The sequence below is a fragment of the Agriterribacter sp. genome (assembly GCF_035445465.1).
GTDB lineage: Bacteria > Bacteroidota > Bacteroidia > Chitinophagales > Chitinophagaceae > Agriterribacter.
The window spans coordinates 38,988-55,687 of the sequence record NZ_DAOMQT010000002.1 but is presented as its reverse complement, the minus strand read 5'-3'; the positions used below and the strand labels follow the sequence as shown (position 1 = coordinate 55,687).

Sequence of the window (16,700 nt, the reverse complement as noted above, 5' to 3'; positions counted from 1 at the left end):
GGTAAAAAAGAAGGAGAATTCCAAAATAATCTGTTGCCCGGAACAGCACATAAAAAAAGAAGGAAAGCCGGGCTTTTCCACAGAAAAGGAACACTATTAACAAATGGCTGTGCATTGCTATAAACGTAGTTCCGCTCTTTTTTATTGTTTTTGTTTTGCAAAGAGATATCCACTTTTAGAAAAGCAGCGGGATACCGCTTTACGATGGTTTTCCACAATTTGTTGATAAACGTATATTACCCTATTTTTGCCGTCCATAAAAAATACACTCAATATTATATGTCTATTATTCAGACGATTCGCGACAAAGCTGCTGTTTTTGTGTTTGGGGTCATAGGGGTCAGTTTAATTGCTTTTGTAGTTCAGGACGCTTTTGTAGGAGGAGCCGGCCGGATGTTTTCAGGACCTTCTTCTACAATTGGAAAAGTAAACGGCGTTAAAATCGGAAAGGAAGATTTTGATGAAAGAACGAGAACAATGGAAACGCAATACCAGTCGCAGGGCTACCGGGTAGATGAATCTATGCGTCAGGAAATTCAAAACCAGATATGGAACGGTTTGATCAGTAAAGAACTGGTAACCGCAGAAGCGGCGAAACTGGGTATAGATTTTACATCGAAAGAGTTTACCGATTTGTTGTTTAGTGAAGATGCCCCCCAGGAATTTAAGCAACAGTTTACCGACCCGCAAACCGGCGTATATAATATTGAAGCGGCGCGTAATGCGTTTAAAACATTACAAAGAAGCAAGGATGCCGTTCAATTGCGCCAGGTGCATGATCAGCTTATTGATCCTATTGTGCTGAGCCAGATACAAAGAAAGCTGATGAGCATTTATACTAACGGTACGTATATACCAAAATGGTTAATTGAAAAACAAAATGCAGTAGCAGGCCAGGTAGCCGATATTTCTTTTGTGGGTTTGTCTTATTCAACCGTTGCCGATTCGGCCGTAAAAGTTACTGATGCCGAGATCAACGATTATATCCAAAAGCATAAAAACAATTTCAAGCAGGAGAGAAGCCGCAGCATTGCCTATGTGTTATTTAATGCGGCGCCTAATAAAGAAGACAGCCTGAATTTGTGGAACAAAATGGAGGAGCTCAAAAAACCTTTTAGCGAAGCGGAAGACCCGGGTGTTTTTGTTACCAGGCAGGGAACCAAGTCGCCATTCTTTGACGGATACATGAGCAAAAGCCGGATACAGATACCCGTTAAGGATGCTTTGTTTAGTTTAGCTCCGGGAGAATTATATGGTCCCTATTATGATGGTAATTCCATTGTTGTTGCCCGAATGATCGGATCAAAAGTGCTGCCCGATTCCGTAAAAGCCCGTCATATATTAATAGCCACCATTGATCCGCAAACGGGGCAGCCAACGCTGCCCGACTCTGTTGCCAAAAAAAGAATAGACAGTATACAGCAGGCTATAGCCGGTGGCGCCTCTTTTGAGATACTGGTTACCCAATATTCTGATGACCAGGGTTCGAAACCGGTGTTTGGCAATTTGGGTTATTTCCCTAACGGGCAAATGGTAAAAGCCTTTAATGATTTTTGCTTTGAAGGAAAAACAGGCGATAAAGGCGTTGTTAAAACAGAATACGGGTATCATTATATAGAGATCCAGGATCAGAAGAATTTTGAACAGGCATATAAAATTGCCTATTTATCGAAGCCGATAGAAGCCAGTGTGGAAACAGATCGTGCGGCGTCGGCAGCAGCAACGCAGTTTGCTTCTCAAAGCCGTACCGCCAAAGCCTTTGACGAAACGGTGCAAAAGGAAAAGCTTAATAAGCGCCTGGCAGAAAGTGTAAAAGAAATGGATTACCAGGTTATAGGAGTTGGACCATCCAGGGCTTTTATTAAATGGATATACAGCAATAAACCCGGAACGGTTTCCGATCCGGTATCGGTGGGCGACCAATACGTAGTGGCGCTTATTACCGGCGAAAAGGAAGAAGGCCTGCAATCCGCCGCGGAAGCAAGAATTACGGTAGAGCCCAGGTTACGGGATCAAAAGAAAGCGGCTCAGCTGGTTACAAAATTTGGCACATATGCTACTATTGACGAAGCCGCAAAAAATACCGGTCAGGAAGTACAGCAGGCAGATAGTATACGTTTTGCCGATAATTTTAAACCCGGCTTTGGCAATGAGCTGATTGTAATAGGCGCTGCGCTGAATAAAAATTACCAGTCAAAAGTATCACCGCCGCTGACCGGTAATACAGGTGTATATGTGGTGCAGGTAAAAAATATTGCTGCATTGCCCAATGATGCAGCAAATGTGGAAGAACAACGAAAAGCTATGGCAATGCAAATGAGGCAAACGATGAGCTATTCGGTAATGCAGGCATTAAGAGACGCCGCAACCATAAAAGACACCCGGTTGAAGGCCGGGTATTAATAACGGTATTATCTTTTTATAAAACGGGTTGCCGGCTTAAAGTTGGCGACCTTTTTTATTTCGGTAACTTTGTACTTATGACCGATACGATAATTAACAAAGTAGCCGAAAGCGGTATTGTTACCATAGATTTGGAAACGTATTATCCAAAAGTGGAGACAGCGGTTTTTGATATTAAAGACTACCTGTTTAAAGGATTGATTTTAAAAGAAAAAGATTTCAGGGAGGCATTAAAGCAAACAAACTGGCAACAGTACAGCGGGAAGTATATTGCCTTAACCAATACCGCAGATGCCATTATACCTATGTGGGCCTATATGCTCATCGTTTCTTATTTACAGCCTATAGCGAAAGACGTGGTGTTTGGCAGCGAAAAAGATTTATTACAAACACTGATGCTAAATAATATTACAAATATTAATGCCGCGGATTACGATGGTAAAAGGATTGTTATAAAGGGATGCGGCGATGCGGTGCTGCCTGAAGCAGCCTATGCCGCCATTACGCAAAAGCTGCGCCCCGTGGTTAAAAGTCTTATGTACGGCGAACCCTGCAGCACAGTGCCGGTATATAAAGCGCCCGTAGTTAGGGCACAATAAACAGGACTCGCTCAATATTTTCCTATCTGTTCTTTTGCTGCCATAAATACACGCGTTGTGTGTCACCCTATTGGAACGCTGCGTTCCAGTTTGACACAACCTAAAACATTGCCGCCCTGCCCCACGCTATTTTTAGCACATTGCAAGGCGCACATAACTGCCGCACAAAAGCCAATCCAGATAGCTATCGGGACAAAAACTAAAAATGCAACGCACCACCCACCCATAACTACAGCAAATCCTTTAATCATACGTTTATGCCGCTAATAATTTTCATTGCATATGTCAAACAAAGGACTACGTTTATATTTTGATACCTTTAGTGTATGAAGTCAATTCCTGTACGACATATAACTTCTGCTCAAAAGGAGCTAAATAATACTGGACGATTTAGTATCCGTAAGATTGAGGGTATACTCAATGGAAATGATTTGCAACATGATTTGCACCGCCACAACTTCTTTTTTGTTTTGTTAATCCAATCAGGCAAAGGCATTCACGAAATAGATTTTACACCTCATCGGGTTACAGATAAAAGTGTTTTCTTTTTGCGTCCCGGGCAGGTTCACCAACTTCAATTAAAGGCAGGTACACAAGGATACCTGATGGAATTTGATACTGAATTTTATCACCCATCTGATAAGTTATCAACACAACGTTTACGTAAAGCAAGCAATAAGAATTTTTGTGAATTTGAATCTAACCGATTTCAAAGACTCGGCTTTTTTTTGGACAACATTTTTGAAGAATGCATTAATAAACAGGAGGGGTATAAGGATGCTATCAGGGCTGCCCTTGAACTCTTTTTTATAGAGTACGTACGACAGAGCGAAAACCCTGAAAGCAATACAGTATCCAGTAGCGGGTATACTATGGAACGCTTAGAAGAGTTTACTGAATTATTGGAAAAAAATATTGCAACACAAAAACAAGTTGCATATTATACTGGTGAAATGAATCTTTCTTCCTACCAATTGAATGAAATAACAAAAAAAACAATGGGGAAAACTGCTTCAACTCTCATTGATGAATATATACTACTTGAAGCAAAAAGATATTTATTGGCTACGCCCAGGCAGGTTAAAGACATTGCGTGGGATTTGGGCTACGAAGACCCCTCCTATTTTATACGATTTTTCAAAAAGCAAACAGGACTTACTCCCGAGCTATTTAGACAGAAATTTAAATAAGTGCTGTTCAACTTGAAGCCTGTCCTATAAGGCAGGCTTTCCATGTAGATACTTTTGCGGAGTTAATTTTTTAATTACCTCAAAAAAAGTATTTGTATGAAAAAGATTCATCTCTTAGCAATTTTAATCGCTGCTACATTCAGCACGCAAAATTTAAACGCCCAGGATTCAACTGCTAATTTCAAACCTAAAACAGTTTCTGTGGAAGAAATGGTTGGTGGCAAACGACAATTTTTACAACTTCTGGTAAACAAGGTTTTTGCAGAAAAGAAAAAAATTGGCTTGCTCTCCATTTCGTCTTATGCTGCCGATTACAAAGACAATCTCAGCAACAATGAATTTCAAAACACGACACTTATTTATCATCACTTGTTCAAAGGAGTCAGCATCAACTCCGGTGTAAGTTTTACTTCTATAGAGGGCTTAAAAAATTTTATAGGCTTGCAATATATGTATCAGAGCAAAACGCTTTCGTTGATATATATGCCGAGCTATTATTTTATCAATTCACACAAGATTTCCAATTTTGCCCTCATAGAGTATAAGCCTGCCATAAATGAGAAATGGGCTGTTTATTCACGCCTACAGTTACATTACAACCATGATTTAGAAAATGGAAATCATTTCCGGAGCTATGCGTATAGTCGTTTGGGCTTAACGTACAAATATTTCAGCTTTGGACTTGCAAACAATTATGATCGCTATGGTGCAAATAAAAGTACCAAAAACAATTATGGCGTATTTATAAAATTGACTTTATAATCAGCATAGACAAAACTTTGTAGCAATCCTATTGAACTAATCAAATGTCCTATTGGGTAGCGGTTAAGTCAATATAATTTTACATCACAATCATTAAAAAATGGAAAATAAAAAAAGAATAATAATAGTAGGAGCATCAGGTATTATGGGAAAGTTTTTAGCTGATTTACTTGAAAAAGAAAACCACGAAGTAATTAGAGTAAGTCGCACTTCTCACGATATACAAGTAGATACGACATCTACCAAATCAATAAAAGAGATGTTTGAAAAGGTTGGCACTTTTGATGCACTGGTTTCAACTGCCGGCTCCACATTTGTAGGTCCTTGGAAAAACCTTAATGACCAAACTTTTAGAACCGGAGTTGAAGGGAAAATGATGGGTCAAATCAATTTGGTATTAATTGGTCAGCATTATATAAAACCAAAAGGCTCTTTTACTTTAATTACAGGTGCTCTGACCCACGATCCGCAACTTCATTTTGCCAATGCATCAGCTGCAAATGGAGCTATAGAAGGATTTGTAAGAGCAGCAGCTATTGAGTTGGAAAATGGTATTCGTATCAATGCTGTAAGCCCTACTGTTATTGAAGATTCGCCACACTATTTTCCGTATTTCCCAGGTGAAAAACCTACAACCATGAAAGAACTGGAGTTTGGTTTCAAGAAAAGTTTATTTGGAACAGTAACTGGACAAATTATTAAACCATAAAGTATTGAAATGACTACAAAAGCTAAAATAATGCAAGCAATTAAGATATGGATAGTGATTTATCCTTCTATTACTCTCTTTAATATTTTGTTCGGAAGCTATTTATCTAACCTTCCATTGTATATGAAAACACTTGCCTTAACGCTAGTTTTGGTCCCGTGGATGGTGTTTGTAGGATTACCCATGCTAAATAGGATACAGCAAAAAATATCGAGTAGTGAAAAGCCTTAGCAGAATAACTTTTATAAAACGAAGTGGGATAATGGCAACAGCATTTGCTCTGCCGTTAAGTTTCAATCCTCTTTTAAATAAAAATAAAATGATAGATAAAAAGCACTTTGATGTAATTATTATAGGAGGCAGTTATTCAGGACTTGCAGCAGCAATGGCATTGGGTAGAGCATTGAGAAAAGTACTGGTAATTGACAGCGGCAAGCCATGTAACAGACAAACCCCGCATTCACATAACTTTTTAACTCAAGACGGGAAAACGCCAAAAGAAATTGCAACACTTGCAAAGAAACAAGTGTCAATGTACGACACCGTTGAATTTTTAGACGACTTGGCTACAAACGCAAGTAAAACCGTAAATGGTTTTGAAATTCAAACATCATCGGAATATATATTCACTGCAGCCAAATTAATTTTTGCAACAGGTATTAAGGACGAAATGCCGAATATCAAAGGTTTATCTGAATGTTGGGGTATTTCCGTTCTACACTGTCCTTATTGCCACGGATACGAAGTAAGAAATCAAACGACAGGAATTTTGGGCAATGGTGAATATGGATTTGAATTTTCCAGGCTCATTTCAAATTGGACAAAAGAGTTAACACTGTTTACAAATGGAAAATCTGCATTGACTACCGAACAAGCAGCAACCCTTAAAAGGCATGGCATCAAAACAGAAGAAAAAGAAATTAAGGAATTTGAACACATCAACGGGCAACTTCAAAATATCGTTTTTAAAGACGGCTCAAAGAAAACCGTTAAAGCAATTTATACAAGGCTTCCTTTTGAACAACATTGCCCAATACCTGAACAATTAGGTTGTGAACTTACCGAAGACGGATATATAAGAATTGACCATTCCCCAAAAACGACAATCAAAGGTATTTATGCCTGTGGTGATAATGTAAGCCGTATACGGACAGTTGCCAATGCAGTTTCAATGGGGGCAACAACTGGAATGATGGTAAACAAAGAGTTAATAGAAGAAAAATTCATTAATAAAAAATAAATGAAATGAACTCAGCACTTTCAACCACTAATGATTTCATATCAATAGAAAATGGTACGATACATTTGTCCCGTAAAACTGCTTTCTGGGCGGGTTTCTTTTACATACTCACCTTTGTTTCTATCCCTACACTATTTCTGTATCAACCCATACACGAGCCTGACTATTTGCTAAGCAATGCCAATGACAACAAGATTGTAATGGGTGCAATATTAGAAATCATTGTTGCCTTGTGTTGCATCATATCATCCATTATTATGTATTCCGTTTTAAAAAAGCAAAATGAAATACTTGCTTTTGGACTTGTTGCAGCCCGCATATTAGAGGCATGTACCATATTCGTTGGTGTGGCGTTCATATTAGGGGCAGTAACACTGCATCAACAAGGAGTAGGAGAAAATGCCATAGCCACGAGTCGTGCATTAGTGGCACTTTATGACCGCATTTTTGTACTTGGTCAAAGCTTTATGCCTGCAATTGATGATTTATTGTTGGGTATATTGTTATACAAATCACGTTTAGTGCCCCGTTGGCTTTCAGTCATTGGCATAATAGGTGCATTCCCATTATTTGCTGGTTACTTTTCCCTCATGTTTGGTGTTATAGATCGTTCATCTCCTTTGACAGGAGCATCCGCTATAATGGTTGCCTTTTTTGAGTTTACATTAGGGATTTATCTGTTGAGTAAAGGGATAAGGAAATCTTCTCCACATGAAACTAATAACCAAAGTTTATAACTAAAAAGGTATCATCCTTAATTAAATCGCAAATTGATATGAAAGCATTATTATCACTTTTTATTACCATTATCTCCATAACTATATATGCACAGACTAAGGAGGAAAAACTGCATCAGTTAATGGAAGCATACTTCAATATAAATAAGCTTAATGGTTCCGTACTGGTTACGCAAAACGGCAAAATTTTATTAAACCGGGGATATGGGTTAAGAAGCATTTCAGATAGCCTTCCTAATGATACAAATACGGTCTTTCAGGTTGGCTCTTTGACTAAACAGTTTACTGCTACAGTAATACTAAAGTTAGAGGAAATGAAAAAGCTGAATGTAACTGATAAATTAAGCAGGTATTTTCCTGATTACCCAAACGGTGACAGCATTACTATTGAAAACCTGCTCAACCATACTTCAGGTATTTTCAATTATACGGATGACAAGGTTTTTATGCAAACAGCAGCAATGAAACCTGTCACCCAGGAAATAATGCTAGCTTCCTTCAAAAACAAACTATTAAAATTTACACCGGGAAGCAATTGGGAATACAGTAATTCTAACTATATTCTATTGGGTTACATCATAGAAAAGATAACCAAAAAACCGTATGAAAAAGTGGTTCAGGAAATGATATTCAACCCACTTAAAATGACCTCCAGCGGCTTCAACTTTAGTGAATTAAAAAGTGATAATAAGGCAAAAGGCTATATGATATATTCAAAAGAAGGTGGGAAAGAATCATTGGAATTTGATCCTACTGTGTCTTATGCTGCCGGTGCTATGTATACTACAACCAGCGATTTGAGTAAATGGCAGAAAGGCATTTCATTATATAAAATAATATCGAGAGCATCTTTTGATAGAGCAACAACACCGAATAAAAACAATTATGGCTATGGAAATTATACCCTCAATATAGATGGTAAAAAATTAATTGCTCATGGCGGCCTGACATTTGGCTATTCTTCTTACCTGGGAAGGATTGATCAGGATGACATTAGCATTGTTATTCTGAATAATATTGTAAATACATCTATCAACGATATTGCAAAAGATGTTTTGGATATTGTTTATGATAAACCCTACAGGCTGCCAGAAACAATTAAAGAAGTAACCTTAAGCCCTGAAATATTAAACAGGTATATTGGCTCCTATCAGGTTGCCCCACAGGTTTCGATTGCAATTACTGTTGAGAACGGGCAGCTTTTTGGGCAAGCAACAGGGCAAGATAAAATCCTTTTAACTCCACAAAAGGAAGATTTTTTCTTTATCAGGGGTGCTGATGTTCAGATAGAATTTAAAAAAGATTCTTCCGGGATTGTTGCAGGGTTATTTTTAATAGATGGTGGGAAAAAAATAGATGCCAAAAAGATGCAATAATTTATTTAACTCACCTTCAGTGAAGTCTCTGTTGTGATGGTCGCCACCTTTAGAAATTGCATTGGCATTTACCTGTTTCAATCGGCAGCGGTTGTCGGCAGAATGCATTCTATGCCGAGGGCAGAAAGTTCACGTTGAATCCCGAAGCCGCAAAAGCCAGCTTCGTACCCCACTTTGTACTTTGCACCTGGGTAATTTCTGGTGGGATGCTTGTGTAATAAATCAGCACTTGCCGGTTGGATAAAGTCTTTTAACTCAAGTTCTGTATCCCGGATATTTACACGCCAACTTACTTTGTGTACATCAAGACCACAAAAAATGGTAGTTCCTTTAAAATCTAATTCTTTAACTTTAGTCATGGCAATAAGCTTTATGATGATAAAATTATATTTCACTGTAAAATTAATATCGGTGAAATATTCAACTCATACATAAGACCTAATTCCCAACCTGCATAAAGCCCTGTCCGTTGGCGGCAAGCTCAGAATGACATTGATCAAAAATTTGGATTTTGAAGTGAAAAAGGTGTATAACTCAAAAATTGGACTTGAATTGGTAATACCGCTTGTTCTTGTATTTGGAACAGTTTTATTTTTGACTATAAGCGAAAAACCTGATTGGATAAGAATTACAATTCTTTTATTAGCAATTCTATTTATTACTCATATATTTTTGACAACAAACTATACAATAGAGGGTGATAACCTAACCATCAGATCTGGTTTCTTGATTAATAAATCTATTGACATTAAAACGATTAAAAAAATTTCTGAAACAAACAATCCTATTAGTTCACCGGCAATTTCAATTGACAAACTAAAATAATAAAACACCTGCCCTCAGCACGCCTACTTTTTTCTGAGCTGCTCAAGGTATGTTACAACGTTGGCCAACCGTTGCGCTCCCATGCCTTCTGCCAACCCTTCGGGCATCAGCGACTGATCATATTGCGTTTTAGAAACAATATCTGCTTTCCTGTATTTTTCAATGATGCCGCCGATCATTTTAATACTGATCTCGTCTTCGGTTTGGCTGGCGATATAACCCGATACGGTAGCCCCGGTTTTAAGCTTAAACGCATAACCTTCAAATCCAAAGCTTATTCCGGCCGATGGTTCAAGAATGGCAGTATATAAAGCCTCCTTTGATAATTTTGAGCCAATTTCCGAAAGATCGGGGCCGAAAGCGATACCCTGTTCTTTTACCTGGTGGCAGGTGCCGCAATACGTGGTAAAAGCCACGGCGCCGGAATCTGCATTACCCTGCATTGCCATGAGCTCTTCGGGAGGCGGCAGCTTATTGGTTTGTAATGATATGGCAAGGTATTGGGCTGCTTCCTGTTTCAGGTCTTTCCGGTGTGTTTTTGTAAAGATGTCTGTAGCAACAGGTTCAAGATCCTTGGGTAATTTTTTGTTTTTTACCAGTTCAAGCAGGCTGGTTTCCCCCCGTCGTCCGGTAGAGAAGGCCCGTACCGCCGCTGTTCTTAATTCAACCGGGTTGCTTTTATTGATAAGGAATTGCTGAAGAATATTTCTTGAAGCATCACTGCCCGCTTTGCCCAGAAGGCTTATCATATACCCCGGCGTATCATTTTTTTGTAACAATGCTTTTGTTATAAGCTTGCTTCCTCCCGACTCGAGCAGGAGCCGGAGGGCGTCTGCCTTAATGGCATCACTACTGCCCTGGTTGGCCAGTTTCAAAAGTTCAGTGTTCTTACCCTTTAATCTGAATTTTCTAACCAGGTCAATGTATAACTGTGTTTGAGCCACACTGTTCAATCCATTTTCTATAGCATGTTTAACGGTGGTGGTATGGGGTATTGAAGGGTCAAGCTGCAGGAGCGTAATTGCGTTAATATAGCCCTGCTGCGGGTGGTGTCCTTCCAGCAGGGATAACAGTACTTTTTGTTTATTACCGTTTTTATAAAAATCAAAGGCGCGGAAAAATTTCAGTTCCTGCCGGGGATCGCCTGCCGGATTGCTGACAATCTTAGCCAGTAAGGGCAATGAAGCTGCTGCTCTTGCCCGCCATACAATATCTTTTCCGGCAGGAGTATTCCAGTTATTGTTCACCAATTGCAGCCAGGCGTTAAAAAAGCGATCCCATTGCTCTTCGGCGGCAATGCCTAAGGCTTCAAGGTACCAGCGGTCTTTACCATCATATTGCTGCGCCAGTTGGGCCCAGGCTGCCGGGGCTTCATCTGAACTGTTGCGGTGAAGGGCCAAGGCCGCCTCTCTTTTTACCTGTATATTTTCGTCATGGAGCAATGTTTTTACCAGGGCAATGGTGTCTGCGTTTACCTGCAGCGCGGCTCTTAACGCGGTAATGCGGATGTTGGGATCCTTATCTTTTAATGCCTCCTGTACATAAGTAATACCCTTATTGGGGATTTTACTCAGCAGCCATAAAGCCCGGGCCCTGAAACGTGGATTTTCTGAAGTGTATAATTTTTCCAAAGCGGGCGCTGCCGCTTCACCCATGCTGTTTATTTTTTGCCATGCCAGGTAACGGGTAGAGCGGTTAGGACTTTGTAAAGCCGTTACAGCGCCTTCGGTTGTGGAAAGATCCAGCGCAGGAACTTTATAGCCTTTATGTTTTTTAGGCGTAACCCTGAAAATCCTTCCCCTCGCAAAGTCTTTTACCTGGTGACCACCTACACCGGGGTCGTACCAGTCGGAAATGAATAAAGATCCGTCGGGCGCTATACAAACATCTGAAGGACGGAACCAGTTATCGCCGGTGCCTTCAGCAATATTATTGATAGTAGCTGAATACCCGGCTCCGTCAGGAACAACGGCATAAGAACGCACTATATTGGGTCCTGCATCACTATGGATCAGTTGTCCGCGGAATCGTTCGGGCAGCAGATCGCCTTCGTACACCAGTATTCCTGTTGGGGAACCGGCTCCGGTTTGCAGCATATTGGGAACAACCCCGGGATCATTTAAATGCCAGTGCCGGTAAGGAATGGAATCTTCTATGTTAATACGTCTTTCGGGCCAGGAGGCGCCGGTTATTTCATCTGTAAAGCCATAATTGCCATAGGGCATTACGTAATTGATGCGTACGCCACGGTTGCCATCATCATCGTTGTCGGATTGCCACAGGGTGCCGTAGGAATCTTCTGTAATCTCATAGGGATTACGAAAATTATTACCCAGCACTTCTACGTTTTTACCATCTGTATCGCAGCGAAAAGCCATACCCTGCCGCCAGGGGTGGCCGTTGGCTGTAATTTCTTTCCCTGAAATATCTTTTACCGGGTTACCGTATTTGTCTTTTAATCCCCTGCCTTCATTGCCAAAATTAAAATACAGCTTGCCATCGGGCCCAAAATTAAAAGCATGTATGGCGTGATCATGTTCCTGCCCGCTGATGCCCGTAAAAAGCGTATCTTTTTTATCGGCTTTGCCATCATTATCTTCATCGGTAAAAACAAATACATCGGGGCTCCGGGAAACAATTACAGTATTGCCCAGCACCGCGATGCCTAAAGCAGAATTAATATCTTCACCCTGGTAAAAAACGGTTTGCTTATCCGCCATCCCATCGCCGTTGCTGTCTTCAAGTATTACAATCCGGTCTCCTTCTTTTTTGTAAGGATTATCGGGGTTGAGCGAATAGCGGTAATTATATCCTTCGCATACCCACACGCGGCCTTTTTCATCAATATCCATATTGGTAGGATTGAGCAGCATAGGCTCATGAGCAAATAAGCTGATCTGCAGGTCTTCGGCTCCTTTCAAACCGCTTAATGCATTTTCCGGAATATGCTTTTGCGCTTCGGAAAGCGGCTTGTTCTCTTCGTTCTTTTGCCCCGGCGATTGGCAACTTGCCAGCAACAGGGCAAGCGAAAAAGCAGCATACAAAAAAAATATAATACCAGTTAATTGACGGGGCAACCCGGGAAAGGCAAAGCTCATATAAAAGAGGGTTTTAAACGCTGAAAGAGGTACTTAAATCAATAAATATAAACATCTTTTACGAGTTTCATTAAAAGGAGGAGCCCAACTACAAAGCTGTAACTGGGCTCCCTTTTAAACCTGCTTTCTTTAACCCCCTTCACATATAAGCTTATTGTATAATTATTTTTCCTGTAGCTATTCCGAAGTCGCTGCCGGATAGCGTAACCGCATATATCCCCTTACCTGAAACGGCAGCGCCTGCAGAAACGCGGATGGCCTGTCCTGCGGTGATATTTCCCGCTTTTTGTTTGGAGATGATCTTTCCGTTTAAACCAGTAAGGGTAATCACCGCATTGCGAATATTACTGCTGCTGGTTACAAAAAACGAATTACCCGTTACAACAGTAGGATAAACGCTTACTGTATTTGCCGAAGTTGCGGCCAAACGAATGCTTACTGTTGCTGAATAAGTAGAGATGCCGCTCCTGTCTGTCATTTTTAAGCGATAATAACCAATGCCCCGGAAAGGAGACGGATCGGTAAAGCTGTATTGTGTAACAGCACTGTTATGAGAAGGCACTGCCCCGATACCTGAAAAAGATTGGCCGTCTATGCTCTTTTCTACTTCAAACAAGCGGGGATCGCTGCCGGAAGAGACGTTCCAGTTCAATTGCACTGTATTTTCCTTTTCGCGGGCGGTGAAAGATTCCAGGGTAACAGGTAATATGCTGAGGGTTTGCATGGCAAACGAAATCCTGTTATCCACTTCGTTTTCATAATATTCCAACACCAGGTTATGCGTTCCGCTCAATGAAGCGCTGTAGCTGGTGGTGGTATACGAGTGAAGCGCCCAGTTATTAATGATCCAGGTAGCGCCGCCATCAACGCTGAGCCTGTAGCCGTCATCGGCGCCTACGGTAAACATATAGGTTCCGGCAGCGAATGTTTTAGTAAGCCGGTAACGAACGCTAAAGGTTTCGGTTTGAACCGGGCAGCCGCTGGTAGCGTAAGACACATTGCCCCCTCCAAAATTTTGGTCGAAAGCCGGGTCACTGGCGGAGCCTTCATGTACCATACCTGCAAATACTCCAAAATTAGTTCCATCGTAAACATAACCGTTCCATATATTACCTGTTCCATAAATACCCGTGTCTTCAGTTCCGTTACATGTAGCGGCTACGGCAAACGAAATCCTGTTTTCTCCTCCATTCTCATAATATTCCAACACCATGTTATAGGTACCGCTCAGCGCAATGGAATAGGTGGTAGTGGTATAAGACTGATCATTCCAGCGGTTAATTGCCCAGGTGGCGCCGCCATCAAGGCTCAGCCTGTAGCCGTCGTCTCCGCCTACCGTAAAAATATAATTGCCACTGGCAAAGGTTTTGGTAAGCTTATAGCGCATGCTGAAGGTTTCCGTTTGTACGAAACAGCCGGTAGTAGGGTAGTTTACATTGCTTCCTCCAAAGTTCCTGTCAAAATTAGGACTCCCTGCCGTTCCTTCATTTACATAGCTGCGGTAATCCGTAAAGTTCGTATTATTATAAGCGTAGCCTATCCATATATTACCGGTTCCATAAGAAGTTTGATTACCGGAAGTTGTACAGGGCTGGCTATAGGCGCATAATACGTATAAAACAAGACTTATAAAGAGGAGTAAAAATCTTTTCATGGCGGTTTAATTGGGGGTTAAATATTACGCAAACATAACGCGACCCAATAAGTGTTATTGCTTATTTTCGACGGGCGATACACTTATTATTATGAACAAATCCATCTAATCATATTAAGAGTAAATTTTACATAGCGTTGATTTTTATTGGAATATAAATTTTTGAAGGATATACTGCATTGATAAAAGATAAGCTATCAAGAGAGCCGGGACCCACAATCCGGGTTAATACAGCTAATTAGCAATTCGGTGGTTGAATCAAAAGCTTCGATCAGTAGAATGGGAAAATTTAGTGGTTGGTTAACCCGGAGGCTAATATCTGCTCCTTTTAGAAGAAACAGCAGCACAACAGGTATGCAATCTGCAGTCCCAAACCCTTCTTCTCTTGCGCTTTAAATCGTACCTTTGCGCCTTGTTTTCGCAAAAGACGGAATCTAAAATAAGAAGCAGCTATGATTACAGTGAACAATGTATCGCTATCCTTTGGCAAAAGGGTATTATTTGATGAAGTAAACCTGAGTTTCAACAAGGGCAATTGCTACGGTGTTATTGGAGCCAACGGCGCCGGGAAATCTACTTTTTTAAAGATCCTTTCCGGTGAAATTGATCCGAGCAAGGGAACAATAGACATTACACCCGGGGAACGGATGGCGGTTTTACAGCAGAATCACTTTGCTTTTGACGAGCATACTGCCCTTCAAACCGTAATGATGGGGCACCAGAAATTGTGGCAGGTAATGCAGGAAAGAGACGCTATTTATGCCAAAGAGGATTTTACCGAAGCAGATGGCATGCGTGCCGGCGAGCTGGAGGGCGAGTTTGGTGAGATGGGTGGATACACCGCTGAAAGTGACGCCGGAACATTATTGGGAGAGCTGGGGGTTAATGAAGAATACCATCTGGCGTTAATGAAAGATCTGCCGGGAGCTGTAAAAGTGCGCATATTGCTGGCTCAGGCTTTATTTGGCAACCCGGATATACTGATATTAGATGAGCCAACCAATGATCTTGACGTGGAAACCATTAGCTGGCTGGAAAACTTTTTGGCTGATTATGAGAATATTGTAATTGTAGTGAGCCACGACAGGCACTTTCTGGATTCCGTGTGTACACATGTAGCCGATGTGGACCGGCAGAAAATAAAGATCTATACCGGGAACTATACGTTTTGGTACGAGAGCAGCCAGTTGGCGGCACGCCAGTTGTCTGACAAGAATAAGAAAATGGAGGATAAGCGTAAAGACCTGCTCGATTTTATTGCCCGGTTCAGTGCTAACGCTTCCAAAAGCAAACAGGCTACTTCACGTAAAAAAGCGCTTGAAAAATTAGTAATAGAAGATATTGAACCTTCTAACAGGCGTTATCCGGGCATTATTTTCAAACAGGACCGCGAAGTGGGTAATCAGGTTTTGAATATAGAGAAACTATTCAAAAAAGCAGATGACGGGAGAGTGTTGTTCAGCGATGTTAGCTTTTCGGTAAACAAAGGCGACAAGATCGCTTTCTTTTCCAAAGATCACCTGGCCCTCACTTCCTTTTTTGAGATCATTAATGGTAAAATGCAGGCGGGTGGCGGTAAATATGAATGGGGCACTACAATTACCAAAGCCTATCTGCCGAATGATAATGCGCCCTATTTTGAGCAGAAGGATGTTAACCTGATGGATTGGCTAAGGCAGTTTGTACCGCCAAATGTTGCGGATGTGGATGAACCATTTTTGCGTGGCTTCCTGGGAAAAATGCTTTTCAGCGGCGATGAGATCCTGAAAAAAACAAGTGTGCTGAGTGGTGGCGAAAAGGTAAGGTGTATGATCAGCCGCATGATGATTCAAAACCCCAACCTGGTAATATTAGATGAGCCAACCAATCATCTTGACCTGGAAAGCATTCAGTCGTTCAATGAAAGCATGGTGAACTTTAAGGGTGTGGTATTGCTTACTTCGCACGACCATACTTTTATGGAAACCGTTGCCAACCGGGTAATAGAGCTAACGCCTAAAGGAATAATAGACAGGCTGACCACGTTTGATGAATACTTAGAAGACAGCAGGGTGAAACAGTTGAGAGAAACGATGTACGAAAGCAAAGGCGTGCTGGTGTAGAGTAT

General features: G+C 41.0%; 14 protein-coding genes. 11 read left to right on the top strand and 3 right to left on the bottom strand.

What is annotated here, in order from left to right:
- The first annotated feature begins 279 nt into the window (after positions 1-279).
- From PLE34_RS01390 to PLE34_RS01355, 9 genes are all read left to right on the top strand, one after another.
- A complete protein-coding gene (locus PLE34_RS01390) occupies positions 280-2,403 on the top strand; it encodes a peptidylprolyl isomerase (protein ID WP_324553422.1) in 2,124 nt (707 codons plus the stop codon).
- Positions 2,404-2,480: 77 nt separating this feature from the next.
- Positions 2,481-3,002, top strand: coding sequence for a DUF2480 family protein (locus PLE34_RS01385; RefSeq protein WP_324553419.1), 522 nt, complete (start codon positions 2,481-2,483; stop codon positions 3,000-3,002).
- A 326-nt stretch (positions 3,003-3,328) separates the two neighbouring features.
- Positions 3,329-4,192, top strand: coding sequence for an AraC family transcriptional regulator (locus PLE34_RS01380; RefSeq protein ID WP_324553416.1), 864 nt, complete (start codon positions 3,329-3,331; stop codon positions 4,190-4,192).
- Positions 4,193-4,288: 96 nt separating this feature from the next.
- Positions 4,289-4,954, top strand: a complete 666-nt coding sequence (locus PLE34_RS01375) for a hypothetical protein (protein ID WP_324553413.1) — start codon at positions 4,289-4,291, stop codon at positions 4,952-4,954.
- Between the two features lie 100 nt (positions 4,955-5,054).
- Complete coding sequence (locus PLE34_RS01370; protein ID WP_324553410.1) at positions 5,055-5,663, top strand: short chain dehydrogenase; 609 nt, start codon at positions 5,055-5,057, stop codon at positions 5,661-5,663.
- A gap of 9 nt (positions 5,664-5,672) precedes the next feature.
- Positions 5,673-5,894, top strand: a complete 222-nt coding sequence (locus PLE34_RS21820; protein WP_502875856.1) for a hypothetical protein — start codon at positions 5,673-5,675, stop codon at positions 5,892-5,894.
- Positions 5,895-5,925: 31 nt separating this feature from the next.
- On the top strand, positions 5,926-6,903 hold the full coding sequence (locus tag PLE34_RS01365) for an NAD(P)/FAD-dependent oxidoreductase (RefSeq protein ID WP_324553407.1): 978 nt from the start codon (positions 5,926-5,928) through the stop codon (positions 6,901-6,903).
- Between the two features lie 5 nt (positions 6,904-6,908).
- The gene (locus PLE34_RS01360; RefSeq protein WP_324553404.1) at positions 6,909-7,640 is read left to right on the top strand and encodes a DUF4386 domain-containing protein; all 732 of its coding nucleotides are present in this window, start codon (positions 6,909-6,911) and stop codon (positions 7,638-7,640) included.
- Between the two features lie 38 nt (positions 7,641-7,678).
- Entirely contained in the window at positions 7,679-9,016 is a 1,338-nt protein-coding gene (locus PLE34_RS01355) for a serine hydrolase (protein ID WP_324553402.1), read from the top strand.
- A gap of 77 nt (positions 9,017-9,093) precedes the next feature.
- Here PLE34_RS01355 and PLE34_RS01350 read toward each other — a convergent pair whose 3' ends face one another.
- Complete coding sequence (locus tag PLE34_RS01350; RefSeq protein ID WP_324553399.1) at positions 9,094-9,375, bottom strand: hypothetical protein; 282 nt, start codon at positions 9,373-9,375, stop codon at positions 9,094-9,096.
- A 145-nt stretch (positions 9,376-9,520) separates the two neighbouring features.
- Here PLE34_RS01350 and PLE34_RS01345 point away from each other — a divergent pair, with 145 nt between their 5' ends.
- The gene (locus PLE34_RS01345; protein ID WP_324553396.1) at positions 9,521-9,841 is read left to right on the top strand and encodes a PH domain-containing protein; all 321 of its coding nucleotides are present in this window, start codon (positions 9,521-9,523) and stop codon (positions 9,839-9,841) included.
- Between the two features lie 23 nt (positions 9,842-9,864).
- Here the strand turns inward: PLE34_RS01345 and PLE34_RS01340 are convergent, their stop codons facing one another.
- Positions 9,865-12,939: a PVC-type heme-binding CxxCH protein gene (locus PLE34_RS01340; protein WP_324553393.1), complete on the bottom strand. Its 3,075-nt coding sequence runs from the start codon at positions 12,937-12,939 to the stop codon at positions 9,865-9,867.
- 151 nt (positions 12,940-13,090) lie between these two features.
- Positions 13,091-14,593: a PA14 domain-containing protein gene (locus tag PLE34_RS01335; RefSeq protein WP_324553390.1), complete on the bottom strand. Its 1,503-nt coding sequence runs from the start codon at positions 14,591-14,593 to the stop codon at positions 13,091-13,093.
- A gap of 452 nt (positions 14,594-15,045) precedes the next feature.
- On the opposite strand from PLE34_RS01335, the gene PLE34_RS01330 reads away from it, so the two are divergent.
- Positions 15,046-16,695, top strand: coding sequence for an ABC-F family ATP-binding cassette domain-containing protein (locus PLE34_RS01330; protein WP_324553387.1), 1,650 nt, complete (start codon positions 15,046-15,048; stop codon positions 16,693-16,695).
- Positions 16,696-16,700 lie beyond the last annotated feature (5 nt).

Bases quoted from the DNA above. Each gene is read 5' to 3' on its own strand.
- PLE34_RS01390 (WP_324553422.1), top strand. From the start codon at position 280: ATGTCTATTATTCAGACGATTCGCGACAAAGCTGCTGTTTTTGTGTTT.
- PLE34_RS01385 (WP_324553419.1), top strand. From the start codon at position 2,481: ATGACCGATACGATAATTAACAAAGTAGCCGAAAGCGGTATTGTTACC.
- PLE34_RS01380 (WP_324553416.1), top strand. From the start codon at position 3,329: ATGAAGTCAATTCCTGTACGACATATAACTTCTGCTCAAAAGGAGCTA.
- PLE34_RS01375 (WP_324553413.1), top strand. From the start codon at position 4,289: ATGAAAAAGATTCATCTCTTAGCAATTTTAATCGCTGCTACATTCAGC.
- PLE34_RS01370 (WP_324553410.1), top strand. From the start codon at position 5,055: ATGGAAAATAAAAAAAGAATAATAATAGTAGGAGCATCAGGTATTATG.
- PLE34_RS21820 (WP_502875856.1), top strand. From the start codon at position 5,673: ATGACTACAAAAGCTAAAATAATGCAAGCAATTAAGATATGGATAGTG.
- PLE34_RS01365 (WP_324553407.1), top strand. From the start codon at position 5,926: ATGGCAACAGCATTTGCTCTGCCGTTAAGTTTCAATCCTCTTTTAAAT.
- PLE34_RS01360 (WP_324553404.1), top strand. From the start codon at position 6,909: ATGAACTCAGCACTTTCAACCACTAATGATTTCATATCAATAGAAAAT.
- PLE34_RS01355 (WP_324553402.1), top strand. From the start codon at position 7,679: ATGAAAGCATTATTATCACTTTTTATTACCATTATCTCCATAACTATA.
- PLE34_RS01350 (WP_324553399.1), bottom strand. From the start codon at position 9,375: ATGACTAAAGTTAAAGAATTAGATTTTAAAGGAACTACCATTTTTTGT.
- PLE34_RS01340 (WP_324553393.1), bottom strand. From the start codon at position 12,939: ATGAGCTTTGCCTTTCCCGGGTTGCCCCGTCAATTAACTGGTATTATA.
- PLE34_RS01335 (WP_324553390.1), bottom strand. From the start codon at position 14,593: ATGAAAAGATTTTTACTCCTCTTTATAAGTCTTGTTTTATACGTATTA.
- PLE34_RS01330 (WP_324553387.1), top strand. From the start codon at position 15,046: ATGATTACAGTGAACAATGTATCGCTATCCTTTGGCAAAAGGGTATTA.